Here is a 20,839-nt window from a genome sequence, read left to right as displayed (position 1 = left end):
GTAGGAGCTGCCGAAGGCTGCGATCTTTTGATATTAAAGCGCGAAAGGCAAAGGTGTATTGACCTGCTGCCGCTGCGCCAACCGCTGTTCAAACTCTTTCGGATCGTGAATCAACACGTCCTGCCCGGCGAACTGCTCCGCCGCGATCAACCGCGACAGCCAGAACCGCACACAGGCTACACGCAGCATCGTCGGCCACAACTCAGCCTCCGCCGCCGTGAACGGTCGCAACGCCGCATAGGCGCCGAGAAACGCGCGGGCACGCGGCCCGTCGATTAAACCGTCCTCGTCCGAGCACCAGTCATTCAAGGCGATCGCCACGTCATAGAGCATCGGCCCTGAGCAGGCGTTGTAGAAGTCGATCAAACCGGTCAGGTGCGTGCCTTCGAACATCGCGTTATCGCGAAACAGGTCGGCGTGGATGTTGGCGCGAGGCAGCGCAAGAATCTTGTCTTTGCGCTCGGTGATCTCGTTCAACGCCTTTTGCAGCAGCGCACGCGGCTCATCGCTCAGGTGCGAAAGAAACTCCGTGCCCTCTTCCAGCATCCAGTCCAGACCACGGTCGGTCTTGCGCTTGATCATGCGCTCGTCCTGGGTCGCCAGGTGCAGGTGCGCCTGCAACTCGCCGACCTGCGCGCAATGCTGAGCATTAGCGACCTTGATGTGCTTACCGGAAAGGCGCGGTTGCAGCAGTGCCGGTTTGCCTTTCAGCTCACGCAGCGCCACGCCGTCGGTGGTGCGAAGTGCGTACGGCACCGGCAGATCGGCTTCATGGAGCACATCGAGCAGGTCGATGAAAAACGGCATCTCCTGCACCGGGCCGCGCTCGACCAGGGTCAGGACGAATTCGCCCTGCTCCAGGCTGATAAAGAAATTGGTGTTTTCGCTGCCGGCGGCGATCCCCTGGAAATCAAGCAGACGGCCAAGCCCGTAAGGGGCGAGAAAGGTTTCCAGCTCGGGCCGAGCCAGGGGAGTGAACACAGACATGTTTTAACTGCCAGTACGGGCGCCGCCAGTCGCGGCGCCGGGTGAATTAAAAATCTACTTCCATTCGAAAATCTTCCACGACGGAATCAGCATATCCGGCTGATCCGAGCGAATGAAGTTTGCATCCGTCCCGTCTGCACGCACCAGAAAGTACGGCGGCGCGCCCTTCGGCGTGACTTTGATCGCGTACAGGAAGCCGTTTTGCCGGTACTCCTGAATCGTCTTGTCGCCTTCCGTGCGAATGGTTACTTCAGGATCCCCTGACGGCGCATCATCCGCCGCCATCGCGGCCAACGGTGAGGCAGCAATCAGACCGACCAGCAGCAAGCGATTTAACGTACGCATGATAACCTTGTCCCTTTGTCGTCAACGGTCCCGCTATTCTAGCGCCGGACCCGCCGAAAAGGTTGATCCTGCTCATGAGCCAAGCCCCCCTCGTCCTGGTGGACGGTTCGTCTTACCTGTACCGCGCGTTTCACGCGCTGCCACCACTGACCACCTCCAAAGGCCTGCCGACCGGTGCGGTCAAAGGCGTGCTGAACATGCTCAAGAGTCTGCGCAAGCAGTACCCGGACAGCCCGTTCGCCGTGGTGTTCGACGCCAAGGGCGGGACATTTCGCGATGAAATGTACGCCGAATACAAAGCCAATCGCCCGAGCATGCCCGACGACATGCGCGTGCAGATCGAGCCGCTGCACCAGAGCGTGATCGCCCTCGGTTTCCCGCTGCTGTGCGTGGAAGGCGTCGAGGCTGACGACGTGATCGGCACCCTGGCGCGCAGCAGCGCGGCGGCGGATCGCCCGGTGATCATCTCCACCGGCGACAAGGACATGGCGCAACTGGTCGATGGCCACATTACTTTGGTCAACACCATGTCCGGTAGCTCGATGGACGTGGAGGGCGTTAAGGAGAAATTCGGCGTCGCTCCGGAGCAGATCATCGATTATCTGGCGCTGATGGGCGATTCGTCCGACAACATTCCGGGCGTTCCCGGCATCGGCCCGAAGACTGCGTCCGGCCTGTTGGTCGGCGTCAACGGCGGCCTCACCGAGCTGTACGCCAATCTCGACATCGTGCCGACCCTGCCGATTCGCGGCGCCAAGACCCTGCCGGCCAAGCTTGAAGAGCACAAGGAGATGGCGTTCCTCTCCTATCAACTGGCGACCATCAAGGTCGACGTGCCGCTGGACGTCGAACTCGACGACCTGCAGATGGGCGCCGAAGACCCGGCCAAGCTCTACGAGCTGTACTCGCTGCTGGAATTCAAAAGCTGGATCAATGATCTCGATCGCGACGCCAAACGTCTGGAACTGAGCGCAGCCAGCGAACCTGCGCTGGCCGGCGATCTGTTCAGCGCACCAGCGGAAGAAGCGCCTGTCGCTCCCGCCGAAGCTGCCTACGAAACCATCCTTGATCAGGCGCGCTTCGACGTCTGGCTGGAAAAACTCAACAACGCCAAGCTGTTCGCCTTCGACACCGAAACCACCGGCATCGACGCGCAGCAAGCGCAGCTGGTCGGCCTGTCGTTCGCCGTGCAGGCCAACGAAGCCGCGTACATTCCGCTGACTCACTCCTACATCGGCGTGCCGGAACAGCTGGATCGCGACACCGTGCTGCGCGCACTCAAGCCGATTCTCGAAGACCCGAGCAAGCTGAAGGTCGGCCAGCACGCCAAGTTCGATATGAATATTCTGGCCAACTGTGCCATCGGCGGCGATCAGAGCCAAGGCATCAACGTGCGCGGCATCGCCTTCGACACGATGCTTGAGTCCTACGTGCTCAACTCCACCGCCACCCGCCACGACATGGACAGCCTCGCGCAGAAGTACTTGGATCACACCACCGTGAGCTTCCAGGACATCGCCGGCAAAGGCGCCAAGCAGCTGACTTTCGACCAGATCGCTTTGGAACAGGCCGGGCCGTACGCCGCCGAAGACGCTGATATCACCCTGCGCCTGCACCAGACGCTGTTCGAAAAACTCAGCGCCATCCCGAGTCTGGCCAGCGTTTTGACCGACATCGAGATTCCGCTGGTGCCGGTACTGGCGCGCATCGAACGCCAAGGCGCGTTCGTTGATGCCGAACTGCTCGGCATTCAGAGCATCGAACTGGGCAACAAAATGGTCGCACTTGAGCGCGAAGCGTTCGAGATCGCCGGGGAAGAATTCAACCTTGGCTCGCCGAAGCAGTTGGGCGTGATTCTCTACGAGAAACTCGGCCTGCCAGTATTGAAGAAGACCGCCAAGGGCCAACCGTCCACCGCTGAAGAAGTGCTAGCGAAGCTCGCTGAAGACGATCACCGCTTGCCGAAGGTGCTGATGGAGCACCGGTCGATGAGCAAGCTGAAAAGCACCTACACCGATCGCCTGCCGGAGCAGATCAATCCGCGCACCGGGCGTGTCCACACCTCGTATCACCAGGCTGTGGCATCGACCGGGCGTTTGTCCTCGAGCGATCCAAACCTGCAGAATATCCCGGTGCGCACCGCGGAAGGCCGGCGCATCCGTCAGGCGTTCGTCGCGCCAAAGGGCTACAAACTGCTGGCGGCGGACTATTCGCAGATCGAACTGCGGATCATGGCGCACCTGTCCAAGGACGAAGGCCTGATGAATGCCTTCCGCAACAATCTGGACGTGCACACCGCCACCGCTGCCGAAGTGTTCAAGGTCGAACTCAACGAAGTGACCTCCGACCAGCGCCGTGGCGCCAAGGCGATCAACTTCGGCCTGATCTACGGCATGGGCGCACAGAAGCTCGGCAAGGACATCGGCGTCGACACCAAGACCGCCAAGGCTTATATCGACACCTACTTCGCCCGTTATCCGGGGGTTCGCGAATACATGGATCGCACCCGCGCACAGGCGGCGGATCAGGGTTATGTCGAGACCTTCTTCGGTCGTCGTCTGTACCTGCCAGAAATCAACTCGAACAAGCCGCAGGAACGTGCCGCTGCCGAGCGCACAGCGATCAACGCGCCGATGCAGGGCACGGCTGCCGACATCATCAAGAAAGCCATGGTGGCGGTGGATAACTGGTTGGCGACATCCGGGCTGGACGCCAAAGTCATCCTGCAGGTGCACGATGAACTGGTGCTGGAGGTTCGTGAGGATCTGGTCGAACAAGTCAGTGCCGAGATTCGCGTGCACATGAGCGAGGCGGCGAAACTGGATGTGCCGCTGCTGGTCGAAGTGGGTGTGGGCAACAATTGGGATGAGGCTCACTGAGGCTTTTGAACACGGTTTGCCGCGACCTGTTGTCGCGGCAGCGCCAGTAAAACCTGCTTATTTCGAAAAGCGCTTGGGATTATTCCAAAGCTTTTTGAAAAAAATCTGAACTAATCTGGAAGGACACCACTCAGAGATACTGAATGGCTGGTGAAGCCCTTCGATGCTCCTATGTTGTGTTAAGTGTTGGCAGATATCTGAACCCCGCCCTAGCGGTTCGGAACTTAAACCCCGGAACTTCTCCCTCCCCAATGAAGTCCGGGGCTTTTTTTGCCCGAAAATTGGCTGTGGCACGCTCAGACTGCGTTGAAAGCACAGCTAAAAATGCTCATTTAGGTAACCTAAACTCCGCTTTTTAGCTGTGCTTTCGCCTTGCCTGAGCGCACCACAGCCAATTTTCTAATCCCTGTTTTACTCAGCCGCCTCGGCGCCTTTGTCTGCCAGTTCCATCCAGCCGGCCAGTACAGTGTAGGCCTCTTCCAGGCCCATGCGTTTTGGCGCCGAGAACAGCTGGATGGTGACCAGGTCGCCCCAACCCTTGCGGATTTCCGACTGCACTTTGAGCAGGGTGTTCTTGGCTGCGCCGTAGGTCAGCTTGTCGGCCTTGGTCAGCAGGATGTGCATTGGCATGCCGGCCGCAACGGCCCAGTCGAGCATCAGCAGGTCGAAGTCGGTCATTGGATGACGGATGTCCATCATCAGAATCAGCCCCTTCAAACTCTCGCGGCCACCGAGGTAAGCCTCGAGGTGACGCTGCCAGTGCATCTTCAGCGGGATCGGTACTTTTGCGTAACCGTAGCCCGGCAGGTCGACCAGACGACGATCTTCGTCTAGCTTGAAGAAGTTCAACAGCTGTGTGCGACCTGGGGTTTTCGAGGTGCGCGCCAGACTGGCGTGAGTCAAAGTGTTCAGTGCGCTGGATTTGCCGGCGTTGGAACGACCGGCGAACGCTACTTCGAAGCCTTCGTCGTCAGGGCATTGATCGACTTTGGCGGCACTGAGCATAAACGTGGACTGTTGGCACAGGCCGAGGATGGGATTCTTGAGTTGCATGGGATTTCCGATGTGGGCGGCGCCGGGATTGGGCGCGGAACGCGGTGTCGCTTCCGTTTCAGTGACGCCAGTATATAATGCCGCAGATTTTGTGTGTGCTTTGTCCCAGCGTAGGATGAAGTTCACGAGAGCGACAGACCTTGATTGCGCATTAGAACGCAGAACGCTCTCAACCCTGAAAAGGTCGTTTTATGACGAAATGGCTGCTGGCTGCCGGAGTCTTGATGCCGCTTTACAGCGCACAGGCTACACAGGATCCGGAAGCTGTGTACAACCGTGTTTGTGGTGCCTGTCATTCCGGCCAACTACCCATGGCGCCCGAAAGAGGCGATCAGGAAGCTTGGACGCCGAGGTTGGCGAAAGGTATGGAGACGCTGGTGCAACACGTGACCCAGGGTTTCAAGGCGATGCCGCCGCGTGGTTTGTGCATGGACTGCAGTGCCGAGGATTACCAAGCCATCATCCTGTGGATGAGCGCGAGTAAGCCCGGTCCATAACTTAACCCTTAGCCGTAGTTGGATTAGCTGATGAACAAATTGATCGTGAGTCTGCTGTTGACCGTGGGAATCTCAGGCTTCGCCCATGCTGCCGGTGATGCCGCAGCAGGCCAGGCAAAAGCCGCCGTATGCGGAGCCTGCCATGGCCCGGACGGGAACAGCATGGCGCCAAACTTTCCGAAACTGGCCGGTCAAGGTGAACGCTACCTGACCAAGCAATTGCACGACATCAAGTCGGGCAAGCGCACCGTTCTGGAAATGACCGGATTGCTGACCAACTTGAGCGATCAGGACCTGGCCGACATCGCCGCCTACTTCGCCAGCCAGAAAGGCAGCGTCGGCGCCGCCGATCCGAAGATCGTCGCTCGCGGTGAGGCCCTGTTCCGTGGCGGCAACCTGGCCAAGGGCCTGCCAGCTTGCACCGGCTGTCACTCACCGAACGGCGCTGGCAACGCCGCGGCAGGCTTCCCGCACCTGGGTGGCCAACACGCTCAATACATCGCCAAGCAACTGACCGATTTCCGCAAGGAAGAAGGCGGCCGCAACAACGACGGCGACACCATGACCATGCAGACCATCGCCAAGCGCCTGAGCGACGAAGATATTGCTGCGGTCTCCAGCTACATTCAAGGTCTGCACTAAGCGCATTTGGCAGCGATAGATCTCGCGCAACGTTAACGCTCGATTAATCCGTCGCAGCAAGTATAAAAAGGGTGGCTTTGGCCGCCCTTTTTTGTGGCCGCTGCCGTTACACTACAGAACTCATGCCCGCCAGGATCTGTCTGAAAACAGGTCGCGCGAGGCGACCCAAATTGTCCAGGAGTAAAGCATGCGTAATCTGATCATCAGCGCCGCCCTCGTCGCTGCCAGCCTGTTCGGCGTGACCGCTCAAGCAGCCGAAACCCCTGCCGCACCGTATGTCGAACTGGCCAATCCGGTGCCGGTGGCAGAGCCTGGCAAGATCGAAGTGGTCGAGCTGTTCTGGTACGGCTGCCCGCACTGCTACGCCTTTGAGCCGGTGATCAACCCGTGGGTTGAAAAACTGCCATCCGACGTCAACTTCGTGCGTATTCCGGCGATGTTCGGCGGCCCATGGGACGCTCACGGCCAGATGTTCCTGACCCTCGAAGCCATGGGTGTCGAGCACAAGGTTCACAGCGCCGTGTTCAACGCAATCCAGAAAGAACACAAGAAGCTGACCGACAAGAACGACATGGCTGACTTCCTCGCCACTCAAGGCGTGGACAAGGACAAGTTCCTCGCCACCTTCGACTCGTTCGCCATCAAAGGCCAGATCGTCAAGGCCCGTGAACTGGCCAAGAAGTATGAAATCACTGGCGTGCCAACCATGATCGTCAACGGCAAGTACCGCTTTGACATCGGCTCTGCCGGTGGTGCCGAACAAGCGCTGCAACTGGCTGACCAACTGGTCGCCAAAGAGCGAGCGGCAACCAAGGCTGCAGCCAACTAAGCGCCGCCCCCGCCATGCGCCGCTGGAAGTCTGAACGCATCGTTGGCCTGCATGATCCGCAGGTCAACGAGCATCACCTGGAGTCCACGGGCCTGCCCGCAGACCAACGTCTGCGCCTGCTCAGTTTCAATATCCAGGTGGGCATCAGCACCGAGCGCTATCGGCATTACCTGACCCGTAGCTGGCAGCACCTGCTGCCGCACAACGGTCGCTCAGGCAATCTGCAAAAGATCGGCGACTTGCTCGGCGACTTCGATCTGGTCGCCTTGCAGGAAGCCGATGGCGGCAGCCTGCGTTCGGGCTACGTCAATCAGGTCGAACACCTTGCCCAGCTCGGCGCCTTCCCTTACTGGTATCAACAACTCAATCGCAATCTCGGCCGACTGGCCCAGCACAGCAACGGCGTGCTGAGTCGTCTGAAACCGTCGGCGATTGAAGATCACCCGCTGCCAGGCCCGAAAGGTCGTGGCGCGATTCTGCTGCGCTTCGGCGAAGGTCCGGAGGCGTTAGTGGTGGTGATGATGCACCTGGCCCTTGGCGCGCGAACCCGCAGCCTGCAACTGGCCTATATTCGTGAGCTGATCGGCGGTTACAAACACCAAGTGTTGATGGGCGACATGAACACCCATGCCAGCGATCTGCTGCAACATTCTCCGTTACGCGATCTCGGCCTGCTGGCCCCGCAGGTGGAAGCGACATTCCCCAGCTGGCGTCCTCAGCGTTGCCTTGATCATATTTTGCTCAGCCCGACCCTGACGCTGGAAAAGGTCGAAGTGCTGGCACAACCGATTTCCGATCACCTGCCGGTCGCGGTAGAGATTCGTCTGCCGGGTTCGCTCACGGCCGATGCATTGCCCGCGTTGAGTCCTGCCCCTCGCGGAACCCCTGAATGAGCGACGACGCCCAGCGCTGGAAAGAGAAGTACCTCAAAAGCATCGAACAGCAAGACAAGCTTGAGCGGCGCTGGGCCGCCAGGCTCGACTTGCTGCGGCGCGGTCTGGTGCGCAGCACACTAGCGGCTGAAGGCACCGATAAAGTCGTCGATCAGTGCATGAAAGAGATGCGCGACGTGGTGCGCACCGACGACATGGACGCCGGCCTCGCCGCCCTGTTGCCGCGCTTGGAAAAAGCCGTGCTCGATTCCGAGCAGCGCCGCGAAACCCGCATCGATCAAGTCAGTACCGCGCTGACATCGCTGGTCACTCAGTTGCAGGCTTTGCCGTTGCCGCGTGAAGTCGCTCAGCCACTGAAGAAATTCGCCAAACAACTGGATAGCCGCGTCGGTTCGGCGCGGGAAATGCCACTGTTGCTGAGTGAACTCAGCGGCTTGCAGGGCAAGGCTTTGAGTCAGCTGGAAACGCCAGCCGAACCGGGACGCCCAGGATTGTTGCAGCGTTTGTTTGGTAGCCGTGACAGCGAAGAAGCGCTAGCGACACAATCCCCCGCGCAGGTTCCAGCCTCGCCGCCAGAGCAACCACTGGCTGCACCGTCAACCACAGCGGAAACCGCACAGCTCGCGCCTGTCGCGGCGGCTGAGCCGGTACCGGCAGCGCCTGCCAGCAAAGCACTTGCGCCTGTTGTCGAACCACCCACGCCAGCCGCTCCAGCCCAGTTGGAACCGGCAAATGTAGTGGCCTTCGTACCGCCAACGGTCATCAGCGAAGTTATCAGTGAACCGCTCGAACCGGAGGCAGAGCGCTTCGAGCCCGAGCCTGTTTTCGCCCCGGCTTCAGCGCCGGCTCAAGCGCCGATCACCGCTGAGGCGGTCAATCCCGATGAACTGATCCACCCCGGTGATCCATCACCACCGATCATCGACAGCCTGCCCCTGCCCGAACCGATTGCTCAGGCGCTGGCCGCCATCGACCCGGAACAGCCCGAGCACGACATCCTGTTCGCCCTGCCGGACACCCCGGAGCCGTCTTACAGTTCCGTGGCCAAGCACATCGAAGACACCCTGATCGGGCTGCTCGACGACCTGACTCTGCCGGAACGCCACCGCCCGCAAGCCGAAGCCATGCGTGAGCGGCTAAAACACGGTTTGAACTGGTACGAACTGATCCCTATTCTCGACGATCTTGCAACGTTGATGCTGGCGATCACCGACAGCGGCCAGCACGAATTCGAAGCCTATCTGCAACAGCTCAATGAACGCCTCGAAGCGTTTCAGAGCAATCTGCAAGCCGCCAGCGAGGGCCATGCCGACAACAGCTCGGCGGCGAAAGCCATGGACACGCAGATCCGTGAGCAAGTCGACGGCCTGCAGACCAGCGTGCAGGAAGCTGCGGATCTGGAAGACCTCAAGCACGTGCTGGAAAATCATCTTGAAGGCCTGCTCGGCACCATGGACCAGCATCAGAAGCAGCGCGACGCCCGCGAGCAGGAAGTCGCCACGCGGCTGAAAAGCCTGTCCGAACGCGTGGCGCATATGGAGCAGGAAGCCCAGGGTTTCCGCGAACATCTTGAAGTACAACGGCAGAAAGCACTGATCGACCCGCTCACCGGCCTGCCGAACCGCGCCGCGTGGAGCGAACGCCTTGAGCATGAAATCAAACAGTGGCAACTGCACGGCAACACGCTGAGCCTGGCCATGCTCGACCTCGATCACTTCAAGCGGATCAATGACAACTACGGCCATCTGGCCGGCGACAAGGTGCTGAAAATCATCGCCACCGTACTGCGCAAGCGTCTGCGCGGCACCGATTTCATCGCCCGTTTCGGCGGTGAGGAGTTCGTTCTGTTGATGCCGGCGACGCCGCCAGCGGTCGGCGCAAAACTGCTGGAAACCCTGCGCGCCGCTATCGAAGCCTGCCCGTTCCACTTCAAGGGTGAACGAGTGACCATCACCATCTCCATGGGACTGGCGACATTCCGTGCCGGAGAACACAGCGATCTTGTATTGAAGAGAGCCGATCAGGCGTTATACCGAGCGAAAAATGCGGGGCGCAACAGGGTCGAGCTGGGCTGAGCAAATTGTTCCATTTTGTTTAAATCCGCCCACTGACCGTCGAGACGCGAGGCAGTACGTTACACTGTTGCATTACTGTCTTGCGTGTACTGCCTTCTGCCATGAAATTCTTTACCCTCCTCGCTTCGCTGCTCGTTCTGGCCGGTTGTGCCAGCGGCCCGCGCTACAACACCAGCCATCCTTCGGCCAATTACGACAGCCGCATTCAGTTTGTGGTTGTGCATTACACGTCGGCCTCGCTGGAGCGCTCGCTGCAACTGCTGACCCATGGCGAAGTCAGCAGCCATTACCTAATCGGCGACGACAAGAGCGGCACCATCTACAAGCTAATGGACGAAAACCAGCGCGCCTGGCACGCCGGCGAAAGCCAATGGCAGGGCCGTACCTGGCTAAACTCAAGCTCGATCGGTATCGAAATCGTCAATCCGGGCTTCAAGGACACCCCGACCGGCCGTCTGTGGTATCCGTACAGCGAAGCGCAGATTCAATCGTTGATCGTCCTGCTCAAGGACATCAGCAAGCGCAACGGCATCAGTCCGCGCCACATCATTGGCCATAGCGACATCGCGCCATTGCGCAAACTCGATCCGGGCCCTTTGTTCCCGTGGAAACGTCTCGCCGCCGAAGGCTTGGGCGTATGGCCGAACGAACAGGCAGTAGCGCGCCAGCAAATGCTGTTCAACAGCAGCGAACTGCCGAGCATCAGCTGGTTCCAGGCACAGTTGGCGCACTTGGGTTATGACACACCGCAGACCGGTGAGCTGGACGTTGCCACACGCCACGTCCTCGCCGCCTTCCAGATGCACTTCCGCCCTTCGCGCTTCGACGGCACGCCGGATGCACAAACGGCAGCGTTGTTGCTGGTACTCAATCAGACAAAATAATGACGCCCGCCCGACGGTCAGGGCGAAATTGCAATCAGCAGCTATAACTCATTGGTAATTCTTCGGATATTCCATGATGGTTGCTACCCGAGAGACGCTGCGTAGCTGGTTTTATCGCCCCTGGTTTTTGGCGATGATCGCGGCTGTCCTCAGTGCCTGCCTGCTGATCGCCGGCGGTATGTTCGTGGCGATGCGTCAGGTCGAGCAAAACGAAAGCCAACAAATGAACGCACAAGGCGAACGTTTCCTGGCCCGCCTCGAACAATTGTTTGGCCAGTTGCGTGAAAGTCTCGATGACCTGGAAGCGCAGCCCTTGCGCAGTTGTGACGATGAAATGATCGCCACCCTGCAGCAAGTCACCTTCAACTATCGCTTCGTCTATGAAGCGGCTTACATGGACGCTTCGCGGATCTGCTCCAACCGTCCGCGCCAGGAAGGCCTGTCGGTGGTCCGCGCGCCAGACATCAAAGGCCCGACCTACAGCTATTGGCTGAACACCACCACCGAACCTGATGAAAACCGCGCGGCGCTGATGCTGGGGCGCGGCAATTTCCGCGTGGCCACCTCGCGCGGGCATCTGACCGACATGGTCGATTTGTCCCCCGGCAGCAGCCTGCTGGTGGTGCTCGATCATGGCACCCGTGCTATCCCGGTGCTTGGCACGGCGCAAGCCTGGCCACCCACGGAACACTGGCCACCGAAAAGTCGCGATGCCCTGCAAGTTACGCAAACCCGGCTGATCTACCGCATGCCCACGGATAATCCGGAGTATCAGTTGGTCCTGATCACACCCAGAACCGGCATGCACATTCCGGCTGTCTGGTGGTGGATCATCCCGGCGTGTCTGCTGCTCGGCGCCTTTGTCGGATTTTTCGTGTTCTTACTGGTGCGCCAGCGTCAGTCTCTGGATGCCGAACTACACGGTGCAATTCGCCGTGGCGAGCTGCAGGTGCTCTATCAACCGATCTTCGACCTCGACAGCCGCAACTGCGTCGGTGCCGAGGCCCTGCTGCGCTGGCGCCGCCCCGACGGTACGCTGACCAGCCCTGACCTGTTCATCCCCATGGCAGAAAACACCGGGCAGATCCGGCAGATGACCGACTTCGTCCTGCAGCGCCTGCTGGAGCAACTGGGCCAGTTGCTGCGCGCCAATCCGCAGCTATACATCTCGGTCAACCTGGCAGCCTGCGACGTGATGGTGCCACGCATCGGCCAGGTCATGGCGCGGCTGCTCACACTGCATCGCGTGGCGGCGCGGCAGATTGCCTTCGAGGTCACCGAACGTGGCTTGATTGATGTGGTGGTGGCACGGGAAAACCTGCAAGCGCTGCGCGATGTTGGCCATCAGGTGCTGATCGACGATTTCGGCACCGGCTATTGCAGCCTCGCCTACTTGCAAACCTTGCCAGTGGACTGCTTGAAGATCGACAAAGCATTCATTGATGCACTGGGCCATGACGCGGCCAGCAGCGGCGTCGCCCCGCACATCATTCACATGGCCCAGGCGCTGGATTTGAAGGTGATTGCCGAAGGCATCGAGCTCGAATCCCAAGCGCAATTGCTCAGCAGTGAAGGGGTGAAATTCGGTCAGGGCTGGTTGTTCGCCCATGCGCTGAGCGCGGTGCAATTCATCGAACTGATTACCCGTGGCCGGCGCCTTGCCGGTCGACGCATGGATGATGAAGCCTAGACAGCGAGCGCCATATAAAACTGCGTGCCCTGCCCCGGCCGTGAGTAAACGCCCATGCGTCCACCATGCAACTGGACGATTTCCTTGCACAACGCCAAGCCCAAACCGGCACCGCCCTTCTTGCGCCCTACCTGCACGAAAGGTTCGAAGATCCGCCCCTGCTGGCCGTAGGCAATGCCTTCGCCGTTGTCTTCGACGCTGATAATCAGCCGCTCGCCATGCCGACGTGCCTGCAAGCGGATCTGACCGTCGCGGGCGGTATGGCGCAAGGCGTTGTCGATCAGGTTATCCAGCACACGATCGAGCTGTGCCTGATCGGCCTGCAAACGTGGCAACGGTCCCTGCACTTCGACATGCAGGGCGATGCCCTTGGCCGCCGCCGAATCGGCAAAGCGCAGTTGCGCCTGCTCCAGCAAATCCTCGATGGAGCATGGTGCCAGCGTGAGTTTCTGCAGGCCATTCTGATAACGCGAGAAGTTGAGCAAGTCGTTTATCAACTGCATCAAGCGCTGCATCTCTTCGTTCACGGTGTCGAGCAAATCGGCTTCGCGCGATTCCGGGGCGTACTTCGCTCGTTCGCGGAACAGCCCGAAGGCCATGTGCATGCCGGTGACCGGCGTGCGCAGCTCATGGGAAGCGCGCAACACGAATTCGCTGCGCACCCGCTCGAAGGCGCGTTGCTCGGTCACGTCATGCAAGACCATCACCGCGCCAAGGATATGCCCCTGCGTGTGGCTGACCGGCGTCAGGCTGTAGGTCAGCAAACGAGATTCGCCGTCGACCTCGATGCTCAGGTCTTCCGGTGCGCGCTCAAGCGAGCCACCGCGCAACACCAGTTGCAACTGCGCATCCAGCTCCGGCCGCTCCAGCGCGGTGCCCAAGCCTTGGCCGAGGCGATCATCTTCCCAACCCAACTGGCGCTGAGCCACCGGATTGAGGTGTTCCAGATGCCCCTGGCGGTCGATCATCAGCAAGCCGTCGTCGATACTGTCGAGCACCGCTTGCAGCCGCTGCTGACCGGCGAACAATTCGTCGACGTTGGTCGCCTGATGTTCCCGCAGGGCCTCAGCCATCAGGCCGAAACGCTTGGTCAGCAGGTTCATTTCCATCGCGGAGGAAATCGGCAGGGTCACTTCAAAATTGCCTTGGCCGATATTGTCCGCCGCCTGCGCCAGCGCCTCGATCGGCGCGCCGAAACGCCGGGCAATCCCGTGGGCCGTGATGAAGCCGATGATCAACACCGCCAGCCCGACAAATCCCAGCAGACCGGCGATCAACAATGCCCGGTCGCGCGCTTGATGCTGAACCGCGTTAATGTTGTCCAGTGCATGCTTGTGTTCAGTGATCAAACCGTTGCGCAGCGTGTTGAAGCGCTCTCGGAGGTTGGCGTTGCTGCTCAACGCAGCCGCCGGATCACGGGGCACATCAAAGGCCTGAAGAAAACTCAGGTAATCAGCCTTGGCCTGACTGAAACCATACTGGCGGCCATCGCCAATGTGCTCTTGGGCGATACCGTCATCAAGCAACTTGAGATACTGCTGCTTGGACGCCTCGAACGCGACCGGATCGGGTTCTTCGGCGAGCATGAGGACCAGTTGATCACCCAGGGTTTGTCGCAGCTTGAGGCCCAGATCGAGAGTGACGAAGTTGTTACGCAGCGTCGTTTCCTGCGAGCCAGCCATTTGCATCACGCTGACCAGCCCGAGCAACAGCCCGAGCAAGGCCACGGTGATGAGAGCGGAAATGCTCAAGAACAAACGGGTCCGCAACTTCATCGCCAATTTCATCGTCGGGCACTCACAGGTTGTACTGCTTGCGCTTGCGATACAGGGTCGAGGCATCGATGCCGAGCGTTTTCGCCGCTTGGTCCAAGGTGCCGGCGGTGGCGAGGACGGCGCCGATGTGCGCCTTCTCCAACTCATCGAGACTCAACGCGGCACCGACTCGTGGCGCGTTGTTGGCCGGTTGTTCGGCCATGCCCAGGTGGCTGATCTCCACGCGTTCCTGCGGGCAGATGATGCTCGCCCGCTCGACCACGTTGCGCAACTCGCGAATGTTGCCCGGCCAGCGATAGCCGAGCAGTGCCTCGCGAGCCTCGTCGCTGAAGCCACGTGCCGGACGCGCATACTCTTTGACGAAGCGGGCGAGGAAGCGGTCGGCCAACGTCAGGATGTCCTCGGCACGCTCGCGCAGAGGCGGCAGGTGCAGAGTAATGACGTTGAGGCGATAGAGCAGGTCTTCACGGAAACGCCCGTCACGGACCATGTCTTCGAGATTGAGATTGGTCGCCGCTAGAATGCGCACGTCGGCGCGGCGGGTGACCGGATCCCCTACCCGCTCGTATTCCTTGTCCTGAATGAAACGTAGCAACTTGGGTTGTAATGTCAGTGGAAAATCGCCGATCTCGTCGAGAAACAGAGTGCCGCCGTCAGCCTGATTGACTCGACCCAACGTGCTTTCGCTGGCCCCGGTAAAGGCGCCACGACTGTGACCGAACAGCTCGCTTTCCATCAATTCCGCCGTCAGCGACGGGCAGTTGATGGTCACGCAGGATTTTTTCTCGCGCTTGCTCCAGCCGTGAATCGCTCGGGCTAGCTCACCTTTACCAGTGCCGGACTCGCCGAGGATCAGAATGTTGGCGTCGGTGCCGGCGACCTGACGTGCAGTTTCCAGTACGACTTTCATCGCCGGGCTGTGGGAATCGAGACCGTCCTTCGGTTTGCGGATCTCGCCTTCGAGGGCCTCGAGGCGCGCCGACAGTTGGCGCACTTCCAATTGCTTGGCAGTGGCCAGACGCAACTGATCCGGGCTGCACGGTTTGACCAGATAGTCGGCGGCGCCGGCCTGGATCGCGTCGACGGCGGTATCGACAGCCGAATGCGCGGTGACAATCACCACTCGCATCCATGGTGCCTGAATGCGCATCTGTGCCAGTACGTCGAGGCCGTTGTCTTCTCCCAGACGTAAATCAAGGAAGCACAGATCGAAGACCTGGCGTTGCAGCAAGGTGTCGGCCTGAGCCGCGCTGTTGGCTGTGGCAACCGTATAGCCTTCATCTTCGAGGCAATAACGGAAAGTACGCAGGATGGCGGATTCGTCGTCCACCAGCAGAATGCGGCCTTGATGCTCAGTGGCAGATTCCATTTTTCCTACGCTCCATAGTGATTGGTCTTGGGTTAGTCCCGGAAAAATCGGGCAAGTTGCATGGTTGATTCTGAACGATGCCAGCCATAGGAGGGTAGCTCTCTCCTGCCTTTACGGCCAATACGTTGATTTTGTTGGTTTTTTAAACAAATGCCGATTTGCAGGGCATTCCCTGCGTACTTTTCTGACATCTGCGCCCTGCTCTCAATTCCATAAGAATGAAATCTCCTACGAAAAAATCGTGCATTGCGCACGATCCCAGATGCCCCATCGTGCAGGATGCGTCGCGAAAGTTTTCTACCGCGCCTATAACCAATTGATTTTATTGAATATTTTTCAATTAAAAAACTGGCATGCAGGCTGCAATACCTCATTCAGCCCGGGCAGAAATGAACTGCCCCAACCGAATAAGAGTGAGGAACCCAGGATGACTCGCCAACGTGCCGCCCAAGTGCGTATCTCGCCACTGCATATTCAGCAAGGTCTGTTTGGCGTACTGGCGCTGTTGATCACCCTGATCGCCTGTCAGCAATACCTGCGCTGGGAAAACAGCCAGCAGGTTGAGCCGCTGATTTCGATCCAGCACAACACGCAAACACACTTCAGCGCCGTCAGCAGCAGCCAGGCCGAGAGCGCCTCGATGCGCATGATGGATGTCGATCAGGCGCAGCCGCTGGATCAACTGCCACGTGAAGAGCGTTGGGTTTTCTAAAGAACAGATGAATTCGGGCGCGCAGCGCCAGAACACGTAACACCCCTAAATAGAGAAGTAAGGAGAATCACCATGTTGAGCTGGGCAATTACATTCTTGATCATTGCCATCATCGCTGCAGTACTGGGCTTCGGTGGTATCGCGGGCACCGCCACGGGTATCGCCAAGATTCTCTTTGTCGTGTTCCTGGTGATGTTCATCGCTTCCTTCTTCTTTGGCCGTCGCGGCCGAGGTTAACGATGACTGTGTTAAAGACACTGGCAGCCGCCCTGCTTCTGGGCGGCAGTGCCATGGCGATGGCGGCCAATGACGGCCAGGCGCGGGTCAACGAACTATTGAGTTCCGACCCGCAGTATCGCGAAACCTGGGAAGGCGTGGTGAAGAAGGAAGAACGCCTGCCGGAATGGGTGATGAACCTGTCCGGCACGCCTGACCAGCAGATGAATGCCGTGACTGAAGATGGCGACCAGTATCTGGTCGGCCCGCTCTGCGAATCCGCAGACAAGTGCCTGAACCACCGCTTGATCGTCGCGTTCAGTTTCGACAAGAAAGACGCATACGCCATGCTCGTGGATGTGCCCGAAGGACTGCCGGCCGACAAGTCGCCAACGCGACATGCCACCTACCGCTTCCTCGGCAAACCCGATCAGGGCATGCAGGATCTTTTGATGGAAACCCTGAAGAAAGATCCGAAGTGGTACTGATTTGAACATGAAGGCAGCAGCCCTGCTGCCTTCCATTGCGCCCACCTGAGGAAGGCAGGCGCATGACCAAGGGGCCGGGACGTTCTGACTGTTGCAGGGTCGGAGTGACCTACGGGGACAGGGAGTGCCTGCGCAAGGGCCGGGTCAGGGTAAAAGCTGCGCCGCAGGTTCGCCGACCCGTAGTGGCTCGACGGACTTGCGCTGAGCTTTCCAACACGCAAAACATTGATCCAGAGCGTCTAGCTCATCCTTTTTATCGCTGACACTGCGCGCGAAAACATTACGCGGTGTTTCATGGCGACCGTATATCGACAAAGAGACCACTTAAACAGTAGGACTTCTAGTCTTCCTGCGTAGGCTTTTTCCTAAATATTTCGTCGATTTTTCTCGTTCAAAAAACAACCAACCTAGGCTGTGATGGCCGGTTCACGGCACTTATGCCGGCCGAAATGTCACAATCGAACCGGTTGGGACGCCAGTTTCATTTAAAAAAGCTCATGCCGATTCGGCATAGGGTAGGCGTTTACGGCATTAGACGGCGCAACCTTGCATCGGAATAGTTGCGCCTTTTTTCGCCTGCCGAAGAGCCGTAAATACGCGCTTCGGGGCACCTTATACGGAGGCAGATGCACAGACTTTTCCGCTAAAGAGCGTTCCAGTTCCTGCATGTGCCTGAGTCAAACGCAAGTAAGGGTAAAGATAATGAAGAAGGCAAAAATCAGCCTCGCCTGGCAGATCCTCATCGGTCTTGTTCTAGGGATTGCAATTGGTGCGTTGCTCAATCACTTCAGTGCCGAGAAGGCTTGGTGGATCAGCAACGTCCTGCAACCGGCAGGCGATATCTTTATCCGTCTGATCAAGATGATCGTGATCCCGATCGTCATCTCTTCCCTGATTGTCGGCATTGCCGGCGTGGGCGACGCCAAGAAACTCGGGCGGATTGGCCTGAAGACGATCATCTATTTCGAAATCGTCACCACCATCGCCATCGTTGTCGGCCTGCTGCTGGCCAACCTGTTCCACCCGGGTACCGGCATCGACATGAGCACCCTGGGCACGGTGGACATCTCGAAGTACCAGGCGACCGCCGCCGAAGTGCAGCATGAACACGCGTTCATCGAGACCATCCTCAACCTGATCCCGTCGAACATCTTCGCGGCCATGGCCCGCGGCGAAATGCTGCCGATCATCTTCTTCTCCGTGCTGTTCGGTCTCGGTCTGTCGAGCCTGCAGTCGGACCTGCGCGAGCCGCTGGTGAAGATGTTCCAGGGCGTCTCGGAAAGCATGTTCAAAGTCACCCACATGATCATGAACTATGCGCCGATCGGCGTGTTCGCACTGATCGCGGTGACCGTGGCCAACTTCGGCTTCGCCTCGCTGCTGCCGCTGGCGAAACTGGTGATCCTGGTTTACGTCGCCATCGCCTTCTTTGCCTTCGTGGTGCTGGGCCTGATCGCCAAGCTGTTCGGTTTCTCTGTGATCAAGCTGATGCGCATCTTCAAGGATGAGCTGGTGCTGGCCTACTCCACCGCGTCTTCGGAAACCGTGCTGCCACGCGTGATCGAGAAGATGGAAGCCTACGGCGCACCGAAAGCCATCTGCAGCTTCGTGGTGCCTACCGGTTATTCGTTCAACCTCGACGGTTCGACCCTGTACCAGTCGATCGCCGCCATCTTTATTGCCCAGCTCTACGGCATCGACCTGTCGATCAGCCAGCAGCTGCTGCTGGTCCTGACCCTGATGGTCACCTCCAAAGGCATCGCCGGTGTACCGGGCGTGTCCTTCGTGGTACTGCTGGCCACTCTGGGCAGCGTCGGCATTCCGCTGGAAGGCTTGGCGTTCATCGCCGGTGTCGACCGCATCATGGACATGGCGCGTACCGCTCTGAACGTGATTGGTAACGCCCTGGCGGTACTGGTTATCGCACGTTGGGAAGGCATGTACGACGATGCCAAGGGCCAGCGCTACTGGAACTCCCTGCCGCACTGGCGCAGCAAGGAAAAACTGCCGGCAGGCGAAATCTCGAAGAACTGACACACCCCTGTAGGAGCTGCCGCAGGCTGCGATCTGTTGATCTTGCTTTTTAAAAACAAAATCAAAAGATCGCAGCCTTCGGCAGCTCCTACAGGAGATTGAGGTCAACCCGGTAAATGGGGTGGCAGCAGGTACACACAAACCCCGGAGAAATCCGGGGTTTGTCGTTTCTGGCGACCCCGCTATCATTCGCGGCATTCTTCGGGGGATTTGACTGATGCTTAATGGCCTGTGGCTTGGCTTCTTCATCGTGGCAGCCGTATCGGCGCTGGCGCAGTGGCTGATCGGCGGCAACGCCGGGATCTTTGCGGCGATGGTGGAAAGCATTTTCGCCATGGCCAAGCTCTCGGTCGAAGTCATGGTGCTGCTGTTCGGCACCCTCACCCTGTGGCTGGGCTTTCTGCGCATCGCCGAGAAGGCCGGGATCGTCGAGTGGCTGGCCAAGGTACTCGGCCCCCTGTTCCTGCGGCTGATGCCGGAAGTCCCGGCCGGTCACCCTGCCCTTGGCCTGATCACTCTGAACTTCGCCGCCAACGGTCTGGGCCTCGACAACGCGGCCACGCCCATCGGCCTGAAAGCCATGAAGGCGCTGCAGGAGCTCAATCCCAGTGCCACCATCGCCAGTAACGCGCAAATCCTCTTCCTGGTGCTCAACGCCTCCTCCCTGACCCTGCTGCCGGTGACGATCTTCATGTACCGCGCCCAGCAAGGCGCGCCAGATCCGACGCTGGTGTTCCTGCCGATCCTGCTGGCAACCAGTTGCTCGACGATCGTCGGCTTCCTCTCGGTGGCGTTCATGCAGCGCCTGCGGATCTGGGATCCAGTGGTGCTGGCCTATCTGGTACCGGGTGCGCTGTTGTTGGGTGGCTTCATGGCGTTGCTCGGCACCCTTTCAGCGACGGCTTTGGCGGGATTGTCGTCGATCCTCGGCAATCTCACGCTGTTCGGGTTGATCATGCTGTTTCTGATCATCGGCGCGTTGAGGAAAGTGAAGGTTTACGAGGCGTTCGTTGAAGGCGCGAAGGAAGGCTTCGACGTCGCGAAGAACCTGCTGCCGTATCTGGTGGCGATGCTCTGTGCGGTCGGCGTACTGCGTGCTTCCGGGGCGTTGGACTTCGGTCTGGATGGCATTCGTCATCTGGTCGAGTGGGCGGGTTGGGACACACGGTTTGTCGATGCGTTGCCGACGGCGATGGTCAAGCCGTTCTCCGGCAGCGCAGCGCGGGCCATGCTGATCGAGACGATGAAGACCTCGGGCGTCGACAGCTTCCCGGCGCTGGTCGCGGCGACGGTGCAGGGTAGTACCGAGACGACGTTCTATGTGCTGGCAGTGTATTTCGGCGCGGTGGGCATTCAGCGGGCGCGGCATGCGGTGGGGTGTGCGTTGCTGGCGGAACTGGCGGGTGTGCTCGGCGCGATTGGCGTGTGCTACTGGTTCTTCGGCTGATCACACATCAAAATTGTAGGAGCG

At 59.3% G+C, this 20,839-nt stretch carries 18 protein-coding genes; 13 read left to right on the top strand and 5 right to left on the bottom strand.

Annotated elements, in window-relative coordinates; all coding sequences use genetic code 11:
• Positions 1-33 precede the first annotated feature (33 nt).
• Positions 34-987 (bottom strand): homoserine kinase, encoded by a 954-nt coding sequence (locus CKW14_RS07750; RefSeq protein ID WP_095049538.1) that lies wholly within the window; start codon positions 985-987, stop codon positions 34-36.
• 54 nt (positions 988-1,041) lie between these two features.
• Positions 1,042-1,332 (bottom strand): DUF2782 domain-containing protein, encoded by a 291-nt coding sequence (locus CKW14_RS07745; protein WP_064389732.1) that lies wholly within the window; start codon positions 1,330-1,332, stop codon positions 1,042-1,044.
• Between the two features lie 74 nt (positions 1,333-1,406).
• Here CKW14_RS07745 and polA point away from each other — a divergent pair, with 74 nt between their 5' ends.
• Positions 1,407-4,211 (top strand): DNA polymerase I, encoded by a 2,805-nt coding sequence (polA, locus tag CKW14_RS07740; protein WP_095049539.1) that lies wholly within the window; start codon positions 1,407-1,409, stop codon positions 4,209-4,211.
• 411 nt (positions 4,212-4,622) lie between these two features.
• Here polA and yihA read toward each other — a convergent pair whose 3' ends face one another.
• Entirely contained in the window at positions 4,623-5,264 is a 642-nt protein-coding gene (gene yihA, locus CKW14_RS07735) for a ribosome biogenesis GTP-binding protein YihA/YsxC (RefSeq protein WP_007911767.1), read from the bottom strand.
• 191 nt (positions 5,265-5,455) lie between these two features.
• Between yihA and CKW14_RS07730 the strand changes: the two genes are divergently transcribed.
• From CKW14_RS07730 to CKW14_RS07700, 7 genes are all read left to right on the top strand, one after another.
• Positions 5,456-5,761, top strand: coding sequence for a cytochrome c5 family protein (locus CKW14_RS07730; protein ID WP_095049540.1), 306 nt, complete (start codon positions 5,456-5,458; stop codon positions 5,759-5,761).
• Between the two features lie 30 nt (positions 5,762-5,791).
• Positions 5,792-6,403: a cytochrome c gene (locus CKW14_RS07725; RefSeq protein WP_016986443.1), complete on the top strand. Its 612-nt coding sequence runs from the start codon at positions 5,792-5,794 to the stop codon at positions 6,401-6,403.
• A 187-nt stretch (positions 6,404-6,590) separates the two neighbouring features.
• Positions 6,591-7,232, top strand: coding sequence for a thiol:disulfide interchange protein DsbA/DsbL (locus CKW14_RS07720; protein ID WP_095049541.1), 642 nt, complete (start codon positions 6,591-6,593; stop codon positions 7,230-7,232).
• A 14-nt stretch (positions 7,233-7,246) separates the two neighbouring features.
• Positions 7,247-8,125 (top strand): endonuclease/exonuclease/phosphatase family protein, encoded by an 879-nt coding sequence (locus CKW14_RS07715; protein WP_007911779.1) that lies wholly within the window; start codon positions 7,247-7,249, stop codon positions 8,123-8,125.
• Positions 8,122-10,200 carry a diguanylate cyclase gene (locus CKW14_RS07710; RefSeq protein WP_095125095.1) on the top strand — a complete coding sequence of 693 codons (2,079 nt, stop codon included), beginning with the start codon at positions 8,122-8,124 and terminating at the stop codon, positions 10,198-10,200. The genes CKW14_RS07715 and CKW14_RS07710 overlap by 4 nt, the downstream gene beginning before the upstream one ends.
• Before the next feature lie 101 nt (positions 10,201-10,301).
• The gene (locus CKW14_RS07705; RefSeq protein WP_095049543.1) at positions 10,302-11,084 is read left to right on the top strand and encodes an N-acetylmuramoyl-L-alanine amidase; all 783 of its coding nucleotides are present in this window, start codon (positions 10,302-10,304) and stop codon (positions 11,082-11,084) included.
• A gap of 76 nt (positions 11,085-11,160) precedes the next feature.
• Complete coding sequence (locus CKW14_RS07700; protein WP_176471263.1) at positions 11,161-12,774, top strand: EAL domain-containing protein; 1,614 nt, start codon at positions 11,161-11,163, stop codon at positions 12,772-12,774.
• On the opposite strand, the gene CKW14_RS07695 is transcribed toward CKW14_RS07700, so the two are convergent.
• Both CKW14_RS07695 and algB read right to left on the bottom strand, forming a co-directional pair.
• A complete protein-coding gene (locus CKW14_RS07695; RefSeq protein ID WP_095125094.1) occupies positions 12,771-14,561 on the bottom strand; it encodes a KinB sensor domain-containing domain in 1,791 nt (596 codons plus the stop codon). The two genes, CKW14_RS07700 and CKW14_RS07695, sit on opposite strands and share 4 nt — an antisense overlap.
• Before the next feature lie 10 nt (positions 14,562-14,571).
• A complete protein-coding gene (algB, locus tag CKW14_RS07690; protein ID WP_095049546.1) occupies positions 14,572-15,918 on the bottom strand; it encodes a sigma-54-dependent response regulator transcription factor AlgB in 1,347 nt (448 codons plus the stop codon).
• Positions 15,919-16,345: 427 nt separating this feature from the next.
• Between algB and CKW14_RS07685 the strand changes: the two genes are divergently transcribed.
• The 5 genes from CKW14_RS07685 (at position 16,346) to CKW14_RS07660 (ending at position 20,815) form a co-directional block, all read left to right on the top strand.
• On the top strand, positions 16,346-16,630 hold the full coding sequence (locus CKW14_RS07685) for a hypothetical protein (protein WP_093429512.1): 285 nt from the start codon (positions 16,346-16,348) through the stop codon (positions 16,628-16,630).
• 72 nt (positions 16,631-16,702) lie between these two features.
• Entirely contained in the window at positions 16,703-16,867 is a 165-nt protein-coding gene (locus CKW14_RS07680) for a DUF1328 domain-containing protein (RefSeq protein ID WP_003177151.1), read from the top strand.
• A gap of 2 nt (positions 16,868-16,869) precedes the next feature.
• Entirely contained in the window at positions 16,870-17,334 is a 465-nt protein-coding gene (locus tag CKW14_RS07675; RefSeq protein WP_095049547.1) for an inhibitor of vertebrate lysozyme family protein, read from the top strand.
• A 702-nt stretch (positions 17,335-18,036) separates the two neighbouring features.
• On the top strand, positions 18,037-19,368 hold the full coding sequence (gene gltP, locus CKW14_RS07665) for a glutamate/aspartate:proton symporter GltP (RefSeq protein WP_034152229.1): 1,332 nt from the start codon (positions 18,037-18,039) through the stop codon (positions 19,366-19,368).
• A 217-nt stretch (positions 19,369-19,585) separates the two neighbouring features.
• Positions 19,586-20,815, top strand: a complete 1,230-nt coding sequence (locus CKW14_RS07660) for a nucleoside recognition domain-containing protein (RefSeq protein WP_095049548.1) — start codon at positions 19,586-19,588, stop codon at positions 20,813-20,815.
• Positions 20,816-20,839 lie beyond the last annotated feature (24 nt).

It is taken from the genome of Pseudomonas sp. Irchel s3a12, from assembly GCF_900187485.1.
GTDB classification, from domain to species: Bacteria; Pseudomonadota; Gammaproteobacteria; order Pseudomonadales; family Pseudomonadaceae; genus Aquipseudomonas; species Aquipseudomonas neuropathica.
The sequence above is the reverse complement of the archived record's forward strand: the minus strand, read 5'-3'. Positions and strand labels throughout refer to the sequence as shown.

Coding starts and splice junctions, on each gene's coding strand:
- CKW14_RS07745 (WP_064389732.1), bottom strand. CDS start 1,332: ATGCGTACGTTAAATCGCTTGCTGCTGGTCGGTCTGATTGCTGCCTCA.
- CKW14_RS07715 (WP_007911779.1), top strand. CDS start 7,247: ATGCGCCGCTGGAAGTCTGAACGCATCGTTGGCCTGCATGATCCGCAG.
- CKW14_RS07700 (WP_176471263.1), top strand. CDS start 11,161: ATGGTTGCTACCCGAGAGACGCTGCGTAGCTGGTTTTATCGCCCCTGG.
- CKW14_RS07730 (WP_095049540.1), top strand. CDS start 5,456: ATGACGAAATGGCTGCTGGCTGCCGGAGTCTTGATGCCGCTTTACAGC.
- yihA (WP_007911767.1), bottom strand. CDS start 5,264: ATGCAACTCAAGAATCCCATCCTCGGCCTGTGCCAACAGTCCACGTTT.
- CKW14_RS07675 (WP_095049547.1), top strand. CDS start 16,870: ATGACTGTGTTAAAGACACTGGCAGCCGCCCTGCTTCTGGGCGGCAGT.
- CKW14_RS07750 (WP_095049538.1), bottom strand. CDS start 987: ATGTCTGTGTTCACTCCCCTGGCTCGGCCCGAGCTGGAAACCTTTCTC.
- CKW14_RS07680 (WP_003177151.1), top strand. CDS start 16,703: ATGTTGAGCTGGGCAATTACATTCTTGATCATTGCCATCATCGCTGCA.
- CKW14_RS07705 (WP_095049543.1), top strand. CDS start 10,302: ATGAAATTCTTTACCCTCCTCGCTTCGCTGCTCGTTCTGGCCGGTTGT.
- CKW14_RS07720 (WP_095049541.1), top strand. CDS start 6,591: ATGCGTAATCTGATCATCAGCGCCGCCCTCGTCGCTGCCAGCCTGTTC.
- polA (WP_095049539.1), top strand. CDS start 1,407: ATGAGCCAAGCCCCCCTCGTCCTGGTGGACGGTTCGTCTTACCTGTAC.
- gltP (WP_034152229.1), top strand. CDS start 18,037: ATGAAGAAGGCAAAAATCAGCCTCGCCTGGCAGATCCTCATCGGTCTT.
- CKW14_RS07660 (WP_095049548.1), top strand. CDS start 19,586: ATGCTTAATGGCCTGTGGCTTGGCTTCTTCATCGTGGCAGCCGTATCG.
- CKW14_RS07685 (WP_093429512.1), top strand. CDS start 16,346: ATGACTCGCCAACGTGCCGCCCAAGTGCGTATCTCGCCACTGCATATT.
- CKW14_RS07725 (WP_016986443.1), top strand. CDS start 5,792: ATGAACAAATTGATCGTGAGTCTGCTGTTGACCGTGGGAATCTCAGGC.
- CKW14_RS07695 (WP_095125094.1), bottom strand. CDS start 14,561: ATGAAATTGGCGATGAAGTTGCGGACCCGTTTGTTCTTGAGCATTTCC.
- CKW14_RS07710 (WP_095125095.1), top strand. CDS start 8,122: ATGAGCGACGACGCCCAGCGCTGGAAAGAGAAGTACCTCAAAAGCATC.
- algB (WP_095049546.1), bottom strand. CDS start 15,918: ATGGAATCTGCCACTGAGCATCAAGGCCGCATTCTGCTGGTGGACGAC.